Source organism: Mesorhizobium sp. M4B.F.Ca.ET.143.01.1.1 (assembly GCF_004792275.1).
Lineage (GTDB): Bacteria > Pseudomonadota > Alphaproteobacteria > Rhizobiales > Rhizobiaceae > Mesorhizobium > Mesorhizobium abyssinicae.
The window spans coordinates 531,366-549,754 of record NZ_SRSR01000002.1 but is presented as its reverse complement, the minus strand read 5'-3'; the positions used below and the strand labels follow the sequence as shown (position 1 = coordinate 549,754).

Sequence of the window (18,389 nt, the reverse complement as noted above, 5' to 3'; positions counted from 1 at the left end):
ACACGGCTCAAATGGTTTGCGGTCGTGGCGGTGCTGTTGGCCGTCTTCATCGGCGCCAATGTTCATCTTGTCTACGTCGCCGTCCAATCGCAGCCGGAATGCGTGCTCGATCCCGCCTTAGACACGGCGTCCCTCCTTCGTCCGGCCAGGCCGGCGTGTTGAGAGAGAAGACCATGACCGAAGCCCCAGACGCCTCGCGGCCCTACATCGAGCGCAACCGGCGCAACCTGCCGGCCGGCACCGCTGTCGGTTGGCTCAAAGCCGGCTGGCGGGATTTCATGGTCAGCCCCGGCCCGAGCCTCGTCTATGGCGCGGCGGTTTTCATTGTTTCGCTGGCGATCGTCTGGACACTCTTCGCGCTTGGCCTGGACTATATCCTGTTTCCCGCGCTCGCCGGCTTCATGGTCGTCGGGCCGCTGATCGCCATCGGCCTCTATGAAAAGAGCTGGGCGATCGCGGCAGGGCAGCCAGTCTCGCTTTCGCGCATGATCTTCGTCCGGCCGAAATCCGGCGCGCAGGTCTGGTTCACCGGGGCGATCCTGTGCCTGCTTATGCTGGTGTGGATGCGGGCGGCGGTCTTGATCTACGCGCTGTTCTTCGGCCTGCTGCCGTTCCCGGGTCTCGATCACATCACGTCGATGTTGTTCACGACGCCTACTGGATGGGCGATGCTCCTGGTTGGATCCGTGGCCGGCGGCGTCTTCGCCGCTTTCGCCTTTGCCATAAGCACCTTCTCCGTTCCGATGCTTTTCGACGAGGAGACGGATGCCTTCACGGCCATGGGCACCAGCATTTCACTGGTCTGGAACAACATACCCGTGATGATCGCCTGGGGCTCGATCGTGCTTGCGCTTTTCCTGTTGAGCGTCGCCACCGGCCTGCTTGGCCTGGTTGTCGTGTTTCCCGTGCTCGGTCACGGCACGTGGCACGCCTACAAGGCAATGAGATGAGTTGCTGCGCGCCCGGAGCGGAAGCCGCGGCCGAGCTCGGCGGCCCTCCGTCGCGCGATGAAATCCTGCTCGCCAGTCACGACCTTGCGGATGGCCTGCGCCAGACCGATCTGTCGGTGCCCGGCGTCCACTGCGCTGGCTGCATCGCCGCGATCGAGGGGGCGTTCCGCCGCGTCCCGGGTGTCGAGCAGGCGCGCGTCAACCTGTCCGCCAGGCGGCTGTCGGTGAAATGGCGGGGCGAGATGCCGCCCCCCATTTTCGAGACGGTGATGACGGCAGGCTACGCGGCGCATCTGTTCGACAACGAGGACGCGGCCGTCGACCCCGAGCTTTCGCGGCTGCTGCGGGCAACCGCCGTCGCCGGCTTTGCCTCGATGAACATCATGCTGTTGTCGGTATCGGTCTGGTCGGGCGCGGAGCCACAGACCCGCCAGGCCTTTCACTGGATTTCGGCGGTGCTGGCCTTTCCGGCGCTGATCTATTCCGGACGCGTGTTTTTCGCGGCGGCGTGGTCGGCCCTGCGGCAGGGCAGGACCAACATGGAGGTGCCGATCTCCGTCGGCGTCATCCTGGCGTTCGCGCTCAGCCTTTACGACACCGCCGCCGGCGGCGCCTATGCCTATTTCGATGCGGCGATATCGCTTCTCTTCTTCCTGCTCATCGGCCGCAGCCTCGACCATGTCATGCGCGAGAAGGCGCGCAGCGCCGTGCGCGGCCTGATCCGGCTCACGCCGCGTGGCGCGACTGTGGAACGCGAGGACGGTACGCGCGACTATCTGCCTGCCGGACAGATCAAGGAGGGCATGCTGCTGGCGGTGGCGCCCGGCGAACGCCTCCTGGTCGACGGCATCGTCCACGGCGGCCGGTCCGATGTCGATTGCTCGCTGGTCAGCGGCGAGAGCGCCGCTCAATCGGTCGGGCCCGGATCGTCCTTGCGCGCCGGGACGCTCAACCTCAGCGGCGCGCTGACGCTGACGGCCACCTCCGATGCCGGCAATTCCTCGCTCGCCGAAATGGTGGCGCTGATGGAAGCGGCCGATGGCGGCCGCTCGCGCTACAGGCGCATCGCCGATCGCGCCGCGCGTCTCTATTCGCCGGTAGTTCACCTGACCGCGCTTTTCACCTTTCTCGGCTGGATGGTCGCGACCGGCGACTGGCATGGCGCCATAAGTGTCGCCATCGCGGTGTTGATCATCACTTGCCCCTGCGCGCTTGGGCTTGCGGTGCCGATCGTGCACACGGTGGCGGCCAGGCGGCTGTTCGAGGCCGGTATCATGGTCAAGGACGGCTCGGCCCTGGAGCGGCTGGCGGAGATCGACACGGTTCTCTTCGACAAGACGGGAACGCTGACGACGGGGCGGCTGAGCTTGGCCAATGCCTCGCAGATCGAGCCATCCGCACTGGCGATCGCCGGAGCGATCGCGGCTCGCTCCAATCATCCCGTGTCGCGGGCTCTGGCGGCCTTCGACGACGGTTTGCAAACGATGCCGGTCGCAATTGCCGAGCATCCGGGACTGGGGGTCGAGTGCCGGATCGGGCGGCACCTATACCGGCTCGGCCGTGCCGAATGGGCGGTATCCGGCGCCACGGCCGCAACCATGCTCTCACGCGACGGCCATCCGCTCGCTTCACTCCTTTTTGAGGACAGCCTGCGGCAGGATGCGGCGCGCTCGATCGAGGCTCTGAAGCGCGATGGATTTGCGGTGGCCATCTTATCGGGCGACCAGGAGCGGACGGTCTTGCGCGTCGGTGGGCAACTCGGCATAGGCGACGTGTCGGCACGACTGCTGCCCGCGGAGAAGGTTGCCCGCATCGCCGCGCTTGCCGCCACGGGCCGCAAGGTGATGATGGTCGGCGATGGTCTCAACGATGCGCCGGCGTTGAGTGCCGCGCATGTGTCGATGGCGCCGTCCAGCGCCGGCGATATCGGCCGCAGTGCCGCCGACCTTGTCTTTCTCCGGCCGAGCCTGCTGGCCATTCCCGATGCGATCGGTATCGCCCGGCAGGCGGCGCGGCTGGTGCATCAGAATTTCGTCCTCGCGATCGGCTACAACGCCATCGCCATTCCGTTTGCGATCGCCGGGCAGGTCACGCCGCTGCTTGCCGCACTGGCCATGTCGGCGTCGTCGATCTTGGTCGTCGCGAACGCCTTGCGGCTTCGCGGCATCGCCGGCCGCGATGTGGCCAGCGGCTGGGTTGCCGACCAGATGCCAAAACCACTGCCGCCCGTGGTGGGGCGCGCATGAGCAGTCTCGTCTATCTCATTCCGCTGGCGCTCCTGCTTGGCGGGGCGGCGTTGGGCGCGTTCTTGTGGTCGCTGAAAAGCGGTCAGTACGACGACATGCAAGGTGCGGCCGAACGCATCCTGCTCGACGACGAATAGTCGAGCCGGACAGGCAGCAGAGGGGCCTACGCCGCCGCGACGTGCGCCGAGTTCGAGCCGATATAGTTGCGGATCGTCTCGATGATGCGATCCTGGTCGGCTTCGCTGAGATAGGGGTGCATCGGCAGGCAGAGGATCCGCTTCGGCAGTTCTTCCGAAACGGCGAGGCCGGTCGGCGTGCGCGGATAGTCGCGATAGGCAAGCTGCACGTGCAGCGGCTTGACGTAGTAGATGACGGACGGGATGCCCTTCTCCGTCAGATGCGCCTTCAGCCCGTCGCGCTTCGGCGTTTCGATGGCGTATTGCGCCCAGGCCGAGCGGCCGTGGCCCAGATTGCGCGAGGCCTTGAGGATATCGCCGAGACCCGAGGCATAGCGATCGGCGACCGCCTGCCGGGCAACCATCTCGTCCTCGAGGATGGCGAGCTTCTCGATCAGGATCGCCGCCTGCAGCGTGTCGAGACGCGAATTGATGCCGACGCGGATGTTGTCGTACTGGGTCTCGCCCTTGCCGTGGAAGGCGAAGGAGCGCAGCTTGTCGGCCATCGCGTCGTCATTGGTGAACATCGCGCCACCGTCGCCGTAACAGCCGAGCGGCTTTGCCGGATAGAAGCTGGTCGAGCCGACATGGCCGAAGGAACCGCAGAACTTGCCGTCGGCCGAGCCGCCGATCGACTGGGCGGCGTCCTCGATCACCAGCAGGTCCTCGCGCTTGGCGATCGCCATGATCGCCTCGTAGTCGGCGGCGAGCCCGAACAGGTCGACCGGGATGATCGCCTTCGGCTTCAGCCTGCCTTCCTTCTTGATCAACTGGATCGCCGCCTCGAGGCTGGCGATGTCGATGTTGTAGGTGTCGGGATCGACATCGACGAACACCGGTTCGGCCTTGGCGAGCGCCACCACTTCGGCCGTCGCTGCGAAGGTGAAGCTCGGCACGAACACCGCGTCGCCCGGGCCGATGCCGGCCGCGAACAGCGGCAGCAGCAAGGCGTCGGTGCCGTTGGCGCAGGCCACGACATGCTTGGTGCCGACATAGGCCGCGAGCTTGTTCTCGAATTCGGTGACCTGAGGCCCGAGGACATAGCGGCCTTCGTCGACAACGCGGTCGATCGCGGCTTTGAGCCGGTCGCGGATACGTTCGCGCTGCGCGCCGAGATCGATGAACTGCATGTCTGCCTCAACAAGGGGTTGGTGCGTGTCGCCATGGCAAGCGGCGGGGGCATGACACGCACGGAAACAACAACTTAACGGGCCGCTGGTACCAGACTTGGACAATCCGAGAAAGCCGGCCACGGGCATGGCGACCGGTCCGGTTGTCGCAGCCTGTTACTTGACGATCACTCCTGCTTTTCCGCAAGGTGCCGGAATTCCGGCCTTTGCAAGGCGCAATCAGTGCCTTTTCTCGCGCTTTTTCAGCCGACGGAAACATAAAGTGATCAGCCGGCTGAGCGGCTTCGCCGCCGGATGGACGGCCGATCAGGCGATTTCGTGGCGCCAGGGCGGATTGGCGCCGGCGCGCGACACCGTCACCGCCGCCGCCTTGGCGCCGAGCGCCAGCGCCTGGCGGATCGCGTCTTCCGACAGGTCGCCGATCGCCGCCTTGGTGAGCAGGCCCTGTTCGTGCAGCGAGGCGAGGATGCCGGCGTTGAAGGTGTCGCCGGCGCCGACCGTGTCGACCACCGTCACCTTCTGCGGCATCACCGTGACCTTGTGGCTCTTGCTGTAGCCGACCGCGCCCTCGCTGCCATGGGTGACGACGATCAGCTTCGGTCCGCGATCCAGCCAGTTGCGGATGACGTCCTCGTGCGAGCCGGCTTCGTCGAACCAGTTGAGGTCCTCGTCCGACAGTTTCACGATGTCGGCCATCGCCATCATCTCGCGGATGCGCCGCAGGTGCTTTGCCTTGTCGGGGATGAAGTTCGGCCGGATGTTGGGGTCGAGCATCATGACGCGGCTGTTGTGCTCGCGCCGCATGAACTCCTCATAGGCCGATCCGGCAGGCTCGGAGATCAGGCTGATGGCGCCGAACAGCATCGCCTCGATCTCGGCGCCGAGGCTCGGCAGATCCTCGATGGTGAGCATGCGCCCGGCGGTGTTCTCGTCGTAGAAAGTGTAGGTCGCCTGACCGTTGGTGAGCCGCACGAAGGCGAGCGTCGTCGGCCTTGGCGAGGTGTGGGCATAGGTGGAACTGACCTTGCTTGCGCCGAGCGCTTCGCGGAACTGGCCGCCGAACAGGTCCGACGACAGGCCGGAAAAGAAGCCGGCCGGCGCGCCGAGCCGCCCGAGCGCGATCGCCGTGTTGAAAACCGCGCCGCCGACATAGGGCGCGAAGGCCGGTTCGCCCTCGGTCGTCGTGCGCGGCAGCATGTCGATCAGGGCTTCGCCGCAGCAGAGGATCATGATGTCTGGCTTTCCGGCGGATAGATCACGCCCTTGCGGATGATGATGTTGGCATAGAGCCGGGGTTCGCTGGTGGCGACGATCGCATGCGCGGCCTTGACCCGTGCATAGAAATCGGCGCCGGCCAGCGCAACCACCTTGTGGCCGGGCGCGCGCCTGGCGCATACCGCTTCCATCTCATGGTGGACCGGATCGGCGAGCGCCGGATCGCCCTTGACCGAGGCGCGAAACAGCGCCTCCGGCACTGCGTCGTCCACCGGCAGCACGCTCAATATCGCGTCGAGCACGGGAACCATGTGATGGCCGTCGGCGCGGATCAGCCGATGCGCCTGCTGCTCGGCCGGGTAGTTGCCGTCGACAAGCGCGATCTCGTCGCCATGGCCCATGGCGCGCAGCGTTGCCAGAAGCTCCGGGCCGAGCAGCGAGGGGATGCCGATCAGCATGCTCAGGCGCTCCTGGAAATCGTGGTCGAGCCGATCAGGAAGCGCTCCGACAGCGGCAGGCTGGCGCCGCCAAGTGCCCGCGCGTGGATGCCGACGGTTCCTTCGCGCACCGCCGGCAACTTCAGGCCTTCGCCGTCGATCGTGCCGATGGCCACTCTCACCGCGTCGACGAGACGGCCGCGCACCGAGAGCGGCATCCAGCCGTCGATCACCGCCGCCTCGAAATCGATGACCGAGGAGGCCGCGACGATGGCGTAGGCGAGGGCCTGCGCGGCGCCGGCGATCCATAGGTCGAGCTCGGGGCCGATCTCGCCCCAGTCCTCGGGCGACGTCCACAGATGCGAGGCCTCGACGCCGCGCGCGTTGAGCGCCTTCTCCAGCATGGCGATCGATGCCACGTCGATGAGCTGCGTCGGCTTGCCGTCCGGCCCCGGCACCGGCATCGAGCCGAGCGCGCCGGCATTGCCGGTCGGTCCGCCGAACAGCCGGCCGTTGAGCACGATGCCGCCGCCGGCGAAGGCGCCGATGTAGAAATAGACGAAGTCGCGCGCCCCGCCCGCCTGGCCGAAGACGAGCTCGGCGCCGCAGGCCGAGGTGGCGTCGTTCTGCAGGTAGACAGGGAAATCGCACTGCGCCTGGATGTCGGAGCGGATGTCGCGATGGCGCCACTCGTCCATGATCTCGCGCGGCGCGCCGGCGGTGTCGGCCCAGTTCCACAATTCGAACGGCATGGCGATGCCGAGCCCGGCAATGCGCTTGTCCTGCGCCTGGGTAAGTTCGCCACGCATCCTGGTCATGCCGGAAAGCGCGAATTCCACCGTCTCGCGCGGCGCCGGATAGCGGTAGGAGTGCTGCAGCATCGAGCGCACATTGCCGAGGAAGTCGATCAGCACCAGCTCGGCGCTGCGGCGGCCGATCTTGAGGCCGATGAAGAAAGCGCCTTCGGGGTTGAGCGCCATGGGAATGGAGGGCTGGCCGATCCTTCCACGCAGCGGCGCCTGGCGCACCAGCAGCCGGTCGTCCTCCAGCTCGCGCATGATCACCGAAACGGTCTGCGCCGAGAGTCCGGTCATGCGCGCTATGTCGGATTTGGCGAGGCTGCCATGCTGGCGCACCAGGGACAGCACAAGCCGCTCATTGTGGTCGCGCATGCCGCTCTGGTTGGTGCCGCGGTGCAGGCGGCTCTCTGCCGCCTCGGGCGAACCGTGCCTCGCAATGCCGGTCTCCACCCTGTTTCCTCCGTCGTTTCCCCTCAATGCTTTTCGTGCAGAATGAGTGAACGACGCAAGGCTGTCAATAATAAATAAGAGTGATTTAATTATTGACAGCCGTCTCGGAGTGGTGTCTTTTGAGGGGGCGTCCACGCTGGGAGAAATGGTTGGATGCGCTTGAGACGTCGGGTGGCCCGGCGTCCGCAATGGTTCCACTGGGAGGAAAATCGTGACCAAGAAAGCACTGCTGAAGTCCACCGTGTTCGCGGCCGCCGCGTTGGGCCTGATGGCGTTCGCCTCGACGGCATCGGCCGCCGGCGTCGGCGCCTGCCTGATCACCAAGACTGACACCAATCCCTTCTTCGTCAAGATGAAGGAAGGCGCGACCGCCAAGGCCAAGGAACTTGGCGTCGACCTCAAGACCTATGCCGGCAAGATCGACGGCGACAGCGAGAGCCAGGTTGCGGCGATCGAAAGCTGCATCGCCGACGGTGCCAAGGGTATTCTGATCACCGCGTCCGACACCAAGGGCATCGTGCCGACGGTGAAGAAGGCGCGTGACGCCGGCCTGCTGGTGATCGCGCTCGACACCCCGCTCGATCCGATCGATGCGGCCGACGCGACCTTCGCCACGGACAACCTCGAAGCCGGCAAGCTGATCGGCGCCTGGGCCGCTGCGACGCTTGGCGACAAGGCCAAGGACGCCAAGATCGGCTTCCTCGACCTGACCCCGTCGCAGCCGACCGTGGACGTGCTGCGCGACCAGGGCTTCATGATGGGCTACGGCATCGACGTGAAGGACCCCAACAAGATCGGCGATGAGGACGATCCGCGCATCGTTGGCCATGACGTGACCAACGGCAACGAAGAGGGTGGCCGCAAGGCGATGGAGAACCTCCTGCAGAAGGACAACACCATCAACGTCATCCACACCATCAACGAGCCGGCCGCCGTCGGCGCCTACCAGGCGCTCAAGGCAGTTGGCCTCGAGAAGCAGGTGCTGATCGTCTCGGTCGACGGCGGCTGCCCCGGCGTCAAGTCGGTCACCGAAGGCGTCATCGGCGCCACCTCGCAGCAATATCCGCTGCAGATGGCCGCGCTCGGCATCGAGGCGATCGCCGCGTTCGCCAAGGACGGCACCAAGCCGAAGCCGACCGAAGGCAAGAACTTCTTCGATACGGGCGTCAACCTCGTCACCGACAAGCCGGCCAACGGCGTCAAGTCGATCGACACCAAGGAAGGCCTCGCCAAGTGCTGGGGCTGATGCTGGGCTGACCGGCACATAAACCTTGCGGCTGGGGGCTTGATCCCCGGCCGCATCGGGTGGACGATGCGCTTTCGTTGGCGCTGACAATCCAGGCGACAGACCGGAATGCGTGAACGGGACGGGGAGCCGTGAGAAGCTCCGCGCAGACGGGAGGAGATATGTCTCAGATTCAGGAATTCGAGAAGGTTCTCTCGAGCAGCGACACCAGCGTCGCCGCCTTCGATGAGCACGGCAAGTCGTTCGTCAAGCGCGCCCAGCATTTCCTGCACTCCACGCCGGCCGCTGTGCCGCTGATCGTGCTGGTCTTGTCGATCATCATCTTCGGTATCGCCATCGGCGGACGGTTCTTTTCGTCCTACACGCTGACGCTGATCCTGCAGCAGATCGCCATCGTCGGTATTCTGGGCGCCGCCCAGACGCTGGTCATCCTGACCGCCGGCATCGACCTGTCGATCGGCGTGATCATGGTGATTTCGGCCGTCATCATGGGCAACTGCGCCATCACCTACGGTATGCCGACCATCCTCGCCGTTATCGTCGGCCTTGCCGCCGGCGCCGCCTGCGGGCTTCTCAACGGCCTTTTGGTCGCCTACATGAAGCTGCCGCCGTTCATCGTCACGCTCGGCACCTGGAACATCGTCATGGCCACGAATTTCATCTATTCGGCCAATGAGACGATCCGCGATGCCGATGTCGATGCGCAGGCGCCGCTGCTGCACCTGTTCGCGATGAGCTTCAGGGTCGGCTCCGCCGTGCTGACAGCCGGCGTCATTGCCACGGTCGTGCTGGTGGGAGTGCTTTGGTACGTGCTCAACCACACCGCCTGGGGCCGCCATGTCTATGCCGTCGGCGACGATCAGGAGGCTGCGAAACTGTCGGGCATCCAGACCAAGAAGGTGCTGATTACGGTCTACGCCCTTGCCGGGCTGATCGCCGCTTTCGCGGCCTGGGTCTCGATCGGCCGCAACGGCTCGATCTCACCGTCGGCCGCCGTCACCGACTACAATCTGCAAGCCATCACCGCGACGGTGATCGGCGGCATCTCGCTCTTCGGCGGCCGCGGCTCGATCCTCGGTACGCTGTTCGGGGCCATGATCGTCGGCGTCGTCTCGATGGGTCTCAACATGATGGGCGCCGATCCGCAATGGAAAGTGCTGCTCACCGGCGGGCTGATCATCGGCGCCGTGGCGGTCGATCAATGGATCAGAAAGGTTTCGGCATAATCATGACCCAGGAACCCATCCTCACCGCGCGCGGTCTCACCAAGCGCTATGGTCGTGTCACCGCCCTCGACAATGCCGATTTCGACCTCTATCCGGGCGAAATCCTGGCGGTGATCGGCGACAACGGCGCCGGCAAATCATCGCTCATCAAGGCGATTTCCGGCGCGGCCGTGCCCGACGAAGGGGAAATCAAGCTTGAAGGCAAAGCCGTTGCCTTCAAGTCGCCGATGGAGGCTCGAGAAGCCGGCATCGAGACTGTCTACCAGAACCTCGCTTTGTCGCCGGCGCTGTCGATCGCCGACAACATGTTCCTCGGCCGCGAGATCCGCAAACCTGGCCCGCTCGGCAGCTGGCTGCGCATGCTCGACCGTCCGGCGATGGAAAAGCGCGCCCGCGACAAGCTCACCGAGCTAGGCCTGATGACCATCCAGAACATCAGCCAGGCGGTCGAAACGCTCTCGGGCGGCCAGCGCCAGGGCGTCGCGGTGGCGCGCGCCGCAGCCTTCGGCTCGAAAGTGGTGATCATGGACGAGCCGACCGCCGCCCTCGGCGTCAAGGAAAGCCGCCGCGTGCTGGAACTGATCCTCGACGTCAAGAAGCGCGGCCTGCCGATCGTGCTCATCTCGCACAACATGCCGCATGTGTTCGAGGTCGCCGACCGCATCCACATCCACCGGCTCGGACGGCGCCTGTGCGTCGTCGATCCGAAGCAGATTTCCATGTCGGATGCCGTCGCCCTGATGACCGGCGCCAAGAAGCCGCCGGAGGACGCGCTGGCCGCCTGATTCGCCGCGACGGGTAATTTGCCGCAGATGAATCGGTTGCCTGTCGACCTAAATCGATTGAATATATGCTGCAATGCACTGGGGTAGGGTGGGAGGAACCGTGAAAGCCGGTATGATCATGGCAACCGCACGAGAGGCGACATGACAAGCGCGATGACGACCGAAGCTCCCATCCTGGAAATCCCCGACCCCAAGACGCTCGCCGACGAGGTCTTGCTGGCCCTCAAATACAGGGTCGGCAAGGGCACCAACGTCGCCACCCAGTACGACTGGCTCACCGCATCGATCAAGGTCGTGCGCGACCGCGTCGTCGATCAGTGGATGCAGGCCACGCAGGAGGCCTACGCCCAGCAGGAAAAGCGCGTCTACTACCTGTCGCTGGAATTCCTCATCGGCCGCCTGATGCGCGACGCATTCTCCAATCTCGGCCTGATGGACAACATGCGCGAGGCGTTGCGCTCGCTCGGCGTCGACCTCGACCTGATCGCCGGGCTCGAACCCGATGCCGCGCTCGGCAATGGCGGCCTCGGCCGGCTCGCTGCCTGCTTCATGGAAAGCATGGCCACCGTCGGCATTCCGGCGCATGGCTACGGCATCCGCTACGCCAACGGCATGTTCCGCCAGGAGATCCATGACGGCTGGCAGGTGGAGCTGCCGGAAACCTGGCTCGATCACGGCAATCCCTGGGAGTTCGAGCGCCGCGAGCGCTCGTTCGAGGTCGGCTTCGGCGGCTCGGTGGAATCGATCACCTCCAAGGACGGCAGGCTCGAGCGCCACGTCTGGAAGCCGACCGAGCATGTGCTGGCCGTCGCCTACGACACGCCGGTCGCCGGCTGGCGGGCCAACCGCGTCAACACGCTGCGGCTGTGGTCCGGCATGCCGATCGATCCGATCCTGCTCGACAAGTTCAACGCCGGCGACCACATCGGCGCGCTGGCCGAAAGCAACAAGGCCGACGCCCTGTCGCGCGTGCTCTATCCCGCCGATTCCCACATGGCCGGGCAGGAGCTCAGGCTGCGCCAGGAGTATTTCTTCTCCACCGCCTCGCTGCAGGACATCGTGCAGCGCCATCTCAGCCAATATGGCGACCTGCAGTCGCTGCCCGACAAGGCGGCGATCCATCTCAACGACACCCATCCGGCGATCGCCGTGCCCGAACTGATGCGGCTCCTGATGGACGTCCACGGCATGGATTTCGACCAGGCCTGGGACATCACCAAACGCACCTTCGGCTACACCAACCACACGCTGCTGCCGGAGGCGCTGGAAAGCTGGCCGGTGCCGCTGTTCGAGCGGCTGCTGCCGCGCCACATGCAGATCGTCTACGCCATCAATGCCGAGGTGCTTCTGGAGGCGCGCGCCACCAACAAGTTCTCGGGCGAGCAGATCAGCCGCATCTCGCTGATCCAGGAGAATGGCGACCGCCGCGTGCGCATGGGCAATCTGGCCTTCGTCGGCTCCCATTCGATCAACGGCGTCTCGGCGCTGCACACCGAGCTGATGAAGGAGACGGTGTTCGCCGACCTCCACAAGCTCTATCCCGACCGCATCAACAACAAGACCAACGGCATCACGCCGCGGCGCTGGCTGATCCAGTGCAATCCCGGCCTCACCGCGCTTGCCCGCGAGGCGATCGGCGACCGCTTCCTCGACGATATCGACGCCATCAAGGGGCTCGACGCCTTTGCCGGCGACGCCACCTTCCGCGAGAAGTTCGCGGCGGTGAAGCGGGCGAACAAGTCGAGGCTCGCCAACCTGGTCGCCGACCGGCTCGGCATCAAGCTCGACCCCTCGGCGCTGTTCGACATTCAGGTCAAGCGCATCCACGAATACAAGCGCCAGCTGCTCAACATCCTGGAAGCCGTCGCCCTCTACGACCAGATCCGCTCGCATCCCGAACGCGACTGGATGCCGCGCGTAAAATTCTTCGGCGGCAAGGCGGCGCCGAGCTACCACAACGCCAAGCTGATCATCAAACTCGCCAACGACGTCGCCAGGGTCATCAACCGCGATCCGGCGGTGCGCGGCCTGCTCAAGGTCGTGTTCGTGCCGAACTACAATGTCAGCCTGGCCGAAGTGCTGATGCCGGCCGCGGACCTTTCCGAGCAGATCTCGACCGCGGGCATGGAAGCCTCCGGCACCGGCAACATGAAGTTCGCGCTGAACGGCGCGCTGACCATCGGCACGCTGGACGGCGCCAATGTCGAGATCAAGGAATGCGTCGGCGACGACAACATCTTCATCTTCGGCCTGACCACCGCCGAGGTCGCCGAGCGGCGCAACAACGGCTACAATCCGCGCGCGGTGATCGAAGGCTCGCCGGAACTTTCGCAGGCGCTCGCTGCCATCTCCTCGGGCGTCTTCTCGCCTGACGATCCGCAGCGCTACCGCGCATTGATCGACGGCCTCTACAACAGCGACTGGTTCATGGTGGCGGCCGACTTCGACACTTACGCGGCCACCCAGCGCGAGGTCGATACCGTCTGGCGCAACAGCCCCGACTGGTACGCGCGCGCCATCCGCAACGTCGCCCGCGTCGGCTGGTTCTCTTCCGATCGCACGATCCGCCAATATGCGAAAGAAATCTGGAACGTGCCCGTCTGATATGATTGCATGAGGTCACGAACAACGTGGCCCCTAGTGGAGTGAGTTTGACACTTGCGACCGATCCAGGACCAGTCGGCGATGCAGATGTCGAAGTCAAACCTCCGCTAGTATTTGAGTACGAGTGCCCAGGGAGGGCGACCGCCTGATGAGGAAGCCGCGCGCGACCGCTGCGACGAGCGGGCCGGACGGACTGGCGCCAGCCGGCGATGTCGCGGCGATTGTCGCCGGCACGCATGGCGATCCCTTCGCGGTTCTCGGCGTGCATGAGGCCGGCAAGGGTTTTGTTGCCCGCTGCTTTGTCCCGAACGCCGAGCTCGTCACCGCCTACACGCTGAGCGGCAAGGCGGCAGGCGAGCTGTCGCGACGCGACGATTCGGGTTTCTTCGAGGGCAAGCTCACGCTCAGGAAGCGTCAGCCGCTGCGCTATCACGCCAGGAATGCCGGCGGCGACTGGTGGCTGACCGATCCCTATTCCTTCGGTCCGGTGCTCGGCCCGTTGGACGACTACTATATTGCCGAGGGCTCGCATCTGAGGCTCTTCGACAAGCTCGGCGCCCATGTCATCGACCATGAGGGCGCCACCGGCGTGCATTTCGCCGTCTGGGCGCCCAATGCGCGGCGCGTCTCGGTGGTCGGCGCGTTCAACGAATGGGACGGGCGCCGGCACACCATGCGCGACCGCCGCGACACCGGCATCTGGGAACTGTTCATCCCCGATATCGGCGCGGGCCAGCCCTACAAGTTCGAGATCATCGCCCCCGACGGCGTGAGGCTGCCGCTGAAGGCCGACCCGTTCGCCTTCGAGTCGGAACTGCGCCCGGCCACCGCGTCGGTGACGGCGCCGCCGATGGCGCATGAGTGGGGCGACGAGGCGCACCGCACGTTCTGGCGCAGTGCCGACCCCAGGCGCGAGGCGATCTCGATCTACGAGGTCCACGCCGGCTCCTGGCAGCTTCGCGACGACGGCACGTTCCTGAGCTGGGACGAACTCGCCGCGCGGCTGATCCCCTACGTCGCCGACACCGGCTTCACCCATATCGAATTCCTGCCGATCTCCGAGCACCCCTACGACCCGTCGTGGGGCTACCAGACCACCGGCCTCTACGCGCCGACCGCCCGTTTCGGCGACCCCGACGGCTTTGCCCGTTTCGTCGACGGCGCGCATCGTGCCGGCATCGGCGTTATCCTCGACTGGGTGCCGGCGCATTTTCCCGTCGATGCGCATGGCCTCGCCCGCTTCGACGGCACTGCGCTCTACGAGCACGAGGATCCGCGCCAGGGCTTCCACCCCGACTGGAACACCGCGATCTACAATTTCGGCCGCCGCGAGGTGGTGTCGTTCCTGGTCAACAACGCGCTGTTCTGGGCCGAGAAATACCATGTCGACGGTTTGCGGGTCGACGCGGTGGCCTCGATGCTCTACCTCGACTATTCGCGCAAGGCCGGCGAATGGATCCCCAACGAGAAGGGCGGACGCGAAAACCTCGAGGCAGTCGCCTTCCTGCAGAAGATGAACAAGGAGGTCTACGGCCACCATCCCGGCGTGGTGACGATCGCCGAGGAATCGACCTCATGGCCGAAAGTGTCGCGGCCGGTGCATGAGGGCGGGCTGGGCTTCGGCTTCAAGTGGAACATGGGCTTCATGCACGACACGCTGGAGTATTTCTCCAAGGAGCCGATCTACCGCAAGCATCACCACAACGACATCACCTTCGGACTTGTCTACGCCTTCTCCGAGAACTTCGTGCTGCCGCTCTCCCATGACGAGGTCGTGCACGGCAAGGGCACGCTGCTGGGCAAGATGGCCGGCGACGACTGGCAGAAATTCGCGACCTTGCGCGCCTATTACGCCTTCATGTGGGGTTACCCCGGCAAGAAGCTCCTGTTCATGGGCCAGGAATTCGCCCAGCGGCGCGAATGGAGCGAGGCGCGGGCCCTAGACTGGGACTTGCTTGACCACGCTCCGCATCGCGGTATCTGGCAGACAGTGCGCGACCTCAATTATCTCTACCGCTCGCGTCCGGCGCTGCATGCGCGCGACTGTGAACCGGAGGGCTTTTCCTGGCTGATCGTCGACGACAGCGAGAATTCGGTGTTCGCCTGGCTGCGCAGCGCGCCAGACGGCAATCCGATCGCCGTCATCTCCAACTTCACGCCGGTACCGCGGGAAAATTACCGCGTGCCGCTGCCGAAGGCCGGCAAATGGCGCGAGATCATCAACACAGACGCTTCGGCCTATGGCGGTTCGGGCAAGGGCAATGGCGGCGTGGTCGAGGCCAGGGCGGAAGGTGGAGGCGTATCGGCGACGATGCTTTTGCCGCCACTGTCGACGATCATGCTCGAATTTGTCCCGGACTGAACGATGCCGTAATTTGGGAGGGTAAAAATGGCAGACTTGAAAAGAACCCAGCCGCTGGCACGTGATGCCATGGCCTACGTGCTGGCCGGCGGGCGCGGCAGCCGTCTCAAGGAACTGACCGACCGCCGCGCCAAGCCCGCGGTCTATTTCGGCGGCAAGACGCGCATCATCGATTTCGCGCTGTCCAATGCGCTGAACTCCGGCATTCGCCGCCTCGGCGTTGCCACCCAGTACAAGGCGCATTCGCTGATCCGCCACCTGCAGCGCGGCTGGAACTTCCTGCGCCCCGAGCGAAACGAGAGCTTCGACATCCTGCCGGCCAGCCAGCGCGTCTCCGAGACGCAGTGGTATGAAGGCACGGCCGACGCCGTCTACCAGAACATCGACATCATCGAGGCCTATGGCCCCGAATACATGGTGATCCTGGCCGGCGACCACATCTACAAGATGGACTACGAGCTGATGCTGCGCCAGCACGTCGACGCCAATGCCGACGTCACCGTCGGCTGCCTCGAAGTGCCGCGCATGGAAGCGACCGGCTTCGGCGTCATGCATGTCGATGCCAAGGACACCATCATCTCCTTCATCGAGAAGCCGGCCGACCCGCCCGGCATCCCGGACAAGCCGGACTTCGCCCTGGCCTCGATGGGCATCTATGTGTTCAAGACCAAATTCCTGATGGAGCAGCTGCGCCGCGACGCCGCCGAGCCCGGCTCCAGCCGCGACTTCGGCAAGGACATCATCCCCTATGTCGTCCAGCACGGTAAGGCGATCGCGCACCGCTTCGCCAAATCCTGCGTGCGCTCGACGGCCGAGAACGAGGCCTACTGGCGCGACGTCGGCACGGTCGACGCCTATTGGGAGGCCAATATCGACCTGACCGACGTCACGCCCGAACTCGACCTCTACGACCGCGACTGGCCGATCTGGACCTATGCCGAATTGAAGCCGCCGGCAAAATTCGTGCATGACGAGGATGGCAGGCGCGGCTCCGCGGTTTCCTCACTGGTCTCGGGCGACTGCATCGTCTCCGGCGCTTCACTGAAGAAAAGCCTGATCTTCACCGGCGCGCGCATCAATTCCTATTCGACGCTCGAAGAAGTCGTCATGCTGCCGGACGTGCATGTCGGCCGTAACGCCAGGCTGAAGCGCGTCGTCATCGACCATGGCGTGCGCATCCCGGAAGGGCTGGTGGTGGGCGAGGATGCCGCCCTCGACGCTAAGCGCTTCCGCGTCTCGGAGAAGGGCATTTGCCTCGTCACCCAGGACATGCTCGACAAGCTTAAACTGTAGACAGGATGGGATCATTAAGCGCATGCAGGTTCTGTCGGTCACGCCCGAAATCTTCCCGCTGATCAAGACCGGCGGGCTCGCCGACGTGACCGGCGCTTTGCCGATCGCGCTGGCCGGCAAGGGCGTCGCCATGCGCACCCTCATCCCCGGCTACCCTCAGGTGATGGCCGCCTTCAAGAAAAAGAAGGCCGTCTACCAGTATCCGCTGCTGCAGGGTGGCAAAGCCTCCATCCATGCCGTTCAGATCGCCGGACTCGACCTCTTTGTGCTCGACGCGCCGCATCTGTTCGACCGCCCGGGCGGCCCCTATGGCAATGCCACCGGCGCCGACTGGCCAGACAATTGGCGGCGCTTCGCCGCGCTCAGCCAGGTTGGCGGCGACATCGCCGGCGGCGTCATCTCCGGCTACCAGCCCGACATCGTGCACGCCCATGACTGGCAGTCGGCGATGGCGCTTGCCTATATGCGCTACGGCAAGGCGGTCGGCGTGCCGTCGCTGATCACCGTGCACAACCTCGCCTTCCAGGGCCAGTTCGGCGCCGGCATCTTTGGTGAGCTCGGCCTGCCGGGCGTGGCGATGGCGCTCGACGGCGTCGAATATTACGGCGGCGTCGGCTATCTCAAGGCCGGTCTGCAGGCCGCCTGGGCGATCACCACGGTGAGCCCGACCTATGCGCAGGAGATCCGTTCACCCGAATTCGGCATGGGCCTTGACGGGCTGATCAACATGCGCGCCACCGATCTCCATGGCATCGTCAACGGCATCGATGTCGACATCTGGAATCCCGAGACCGACAAGCATCTTGTGGCCAATTATTCGGCCGAGACGCTTGCTGCGCGGGCCAAGAACCGCAAGGCGGTTGAGGACCGTTTCAATCTCGAGAGTGACGACAGTCCGATCGTCTGCGTCGTCAGCCGGCTGACCTGGCAGAAGGGCATGGACATTTTGGCTGCGGTCGTCGACGGCATCGTCGCGGCCGGCGCGCGCCTGGCCATCCTCGGCTCCGGCGACGCCGGCCTCGAAGGCGCGCTGCTTGCTGCCGCCGCCCGCCATCGCGGCCGCATCGGCGTCGTCGTCGGCTATGACGAGGCGCTCTCGCACATCATGCAGGGCGGCTGCGACGCCATCGTCATCCCGTCGCGTTTCGAGCCTTGCGGGCTGACCCAGCTCTACGGCCTGCGCTATGGCTGCGTGCCGGTCGTCGCCCGCACCGGCGGGCTCGCCGACACCATCATCGACGCCAACGAAGCGGCGATATCGGCTGGCGTTGCGACCGGCTTCCAGTTCGCGCCGAACAATGGCGGCGCGCTCGTCCATGCCATCCACCGGCTGGTCAGCGCGCATGCCAATCCCGCCGTTTGGAGCTCGATCCAGCGCCAGGGCATGAAGGCCGATGTCTCCTGGGACAGGAGCGCCGAGAAATATGTCGAACTCTATCGCCTGCTGCTTTCGAAAAGGGTTGCCTGAA

The 18,389-nt window shown here is 65.1% G+C and carries 14 protein-coding genes; 10 read left to right on the top strand and 4 right to left on the bottom strand.

The window, feature by feature from the left end; genetic code table 11:
* Positions 1-173: 173 nt before the first annotated feature.
* From EN786_RS06875 to ccoS, 3 genes are read left to right on the top strand one after another with little or no spacing between them, the layout of a single operon-like run.
* Positions 174-950: a DUF2189 domain-containing protein gene (locus tag EN786_RS06875; RefSeq protein ID WP_127310518.1), complete on the top strand. Its 777-nt coding sequence runs from the start codon at positions 174-176 to the stop codon at positions 948-950.
* On the top strand, positions 947-3,196 hold the full coding sequence (locus EN786_RS06870; protein ID WP_127310523.1) for a heavy metal translocating P-type ATPase: 2,250 nt from the start codon (positions 947-949) through the stop codon (positions 3,194-3,196). Before EN786_RS06875 ends, EN786_RS06870 begins: the two co-directional genes overlap by 4 nt.
* A complete protein-coding gene (gene ccoS / locus EN786_RS06865) occupies positions 3,193-3,333 on the top strand; it encodes a cbb3-type cytochrome oxidase assembly protein CcoS (RefSeq protein ID WP_127283836.1) in 141 nt (46 codons plus the stop codon). The genes EN786_RS06870 and ccoS overlap by 4 nt, the downstream gene beginning before the upstream one ends.
* A gap of 26 nt (positions 3,334-3,359) precedes the next feature.
* Here ccoS and EN786_RS06860 read toward each other — a convergent pair whose 3' ends face one another.
* The 4 genes from EN786_RS06860 to EN786_RS06845 all read right to left on the bottom strand — a co-directional run bounded on the left by EN786_RS06860 (position 3,360) and on the right by EN786_RS06845 (position 7,404).
* A complete protein-coding gene (locus EN786_RS06860; protein ID WP_127283837.1) occupies positions 3,360-4,502 on the bottom strand; it encodes a DegT/DnrJ/EryC1/StrS aminotransferase family protein in 1,143 nt (380 codons plus the stop codon).
* A gap of 306 nt (positions 4,503-4,808) precedes the next feature.
* Positions 4,809-5,732, bottom strand: coding sequence for a carbohydrate kinase (locus tag EN786_RS06855; RefSeq protein WP_127283838.1), 924 nt, complete (start codon positions 5,730-5,732; stop codon positions 4,809-4,811).
* A complete protein-coding gene (locus tag EN786_RS06850) occupies positions 5,729-6,175 on the bottom strand; it encodes an RbsD/FucU domain-containing protein (protein WP_127283839.1) in 447 nt (148 codons plus the stop codon). The genes EN786_RS06855 and EN786_RS06850 overlap by 4 nt, the downstream gene beginning before the upstream one ends.
* 2 nt (positions 6,176-6,177) lie before the next feature.
* Positions 6,178-7,404, bottom strand: a complete 1,227-nt coding sequence (locus EN786_RS06845) for an ROK family transcriptional regulator (protein ID WP_127283840.1) — start codon at positions 7,402-7,404, stop codon at positions 6,178-6,180.
* A gap of 229 nt (positions 7,405-7,633) precedes the next feature.
* On the opposite strand from EN786_RS06845, the gene EN786_RS06840 reads away from it, so the two are divergent.
* The 7 genes from EN786_RS06840 to glgA all read left to right on the top strand — a co-directional run bounded on the left by EN786_RS06840 (position 7,634) and on the right by glgA (position 18,388).
* Entirely contained in the window at positions 7,634-8,650 is a 1,017-nt protein-coding gene (locus EN786_RS06840) for a sugar ABC transporter substrate-binding protein (protein ID WP_187331253.1), read from the top strand.
* 161 nt (positions 8,651-8,811) lie between these two features.
* A complete protein-coding gene (locus tag EN786_RS06835) occupies positions 8,812-9,876 on the top strand; it encodes an ABC transporter permease (RefSeq protein WP_135908094.1) in 1,065 nt (354 codons plus the stop codon).
* 2 nt (positions 9,877-9,878) lie between these two features.
* Complete coding sequence (locus EN786_RS06830; protein WP_187331199.1) at positions 9,879-10,661, top strand: ATP-binding cassette domain-containing protein; 783 nt, start codon at positions 9,879-9,881, stop codon at positions 10,659-10,661.
* A gap of 141 nt (positions 10,662-10,802) precedes the next feature.
* Positions 10,803-13,265 carry a glycogen/starch/alpha-glucan phosphorylase gene (locus EN786_RS06825; RefSeq protein ID WP_127310476.1) on the top strand — a complete coding sequence of 821 codons (2,463 nt, stop codon included), beginning with the start codon at positions 10,803-10,805 and terminating at the stop codon, positions 13,263-13,265.
* Positions 13,266-13,413: 148 nt separating this feature from the next.
* Positions 13,414-15,627, top strand: a complete 2,214-nt coding sequence (gene glgB / locus EN786_RS06820; protein WP_127285590.1) for a 1,4-alpha-glucan branching protein GlgB — start codon at positions 13,414-13,416, stop codon at positions 15,625-15,627.
* Positions 15,628-15,654: 27 nt separating this feature from the next.
* The gene (gene glgC, locus EN786_RS06815) at positions 15,655-16,920 is read left to right on the top strand and encodes a glucose-1-phosphate adenylyltransferase (RefSeq protein WP_127285589.1); all 1,266 of its coding nucleotides are present in this window, start codon (positions 15,655-15,657) and stop codon (positions 16,918-16,920) included.
* A 22-nt stretch (positions 16,921-16,942) separates the two neighbouring features.
* Complete coding sequence (glgA, locus tag EN786_RS06810; protein WP_127285588.1) at positions 16,943-18,388, top strand: glycogen synthase GlgA; 1,446 nt, start codon at positions 16,943-16,945, stop codon at positions 18,386-18,388.
* The last annotated feature ends 1 nt before the right edge of the window (position 18,389 follow it).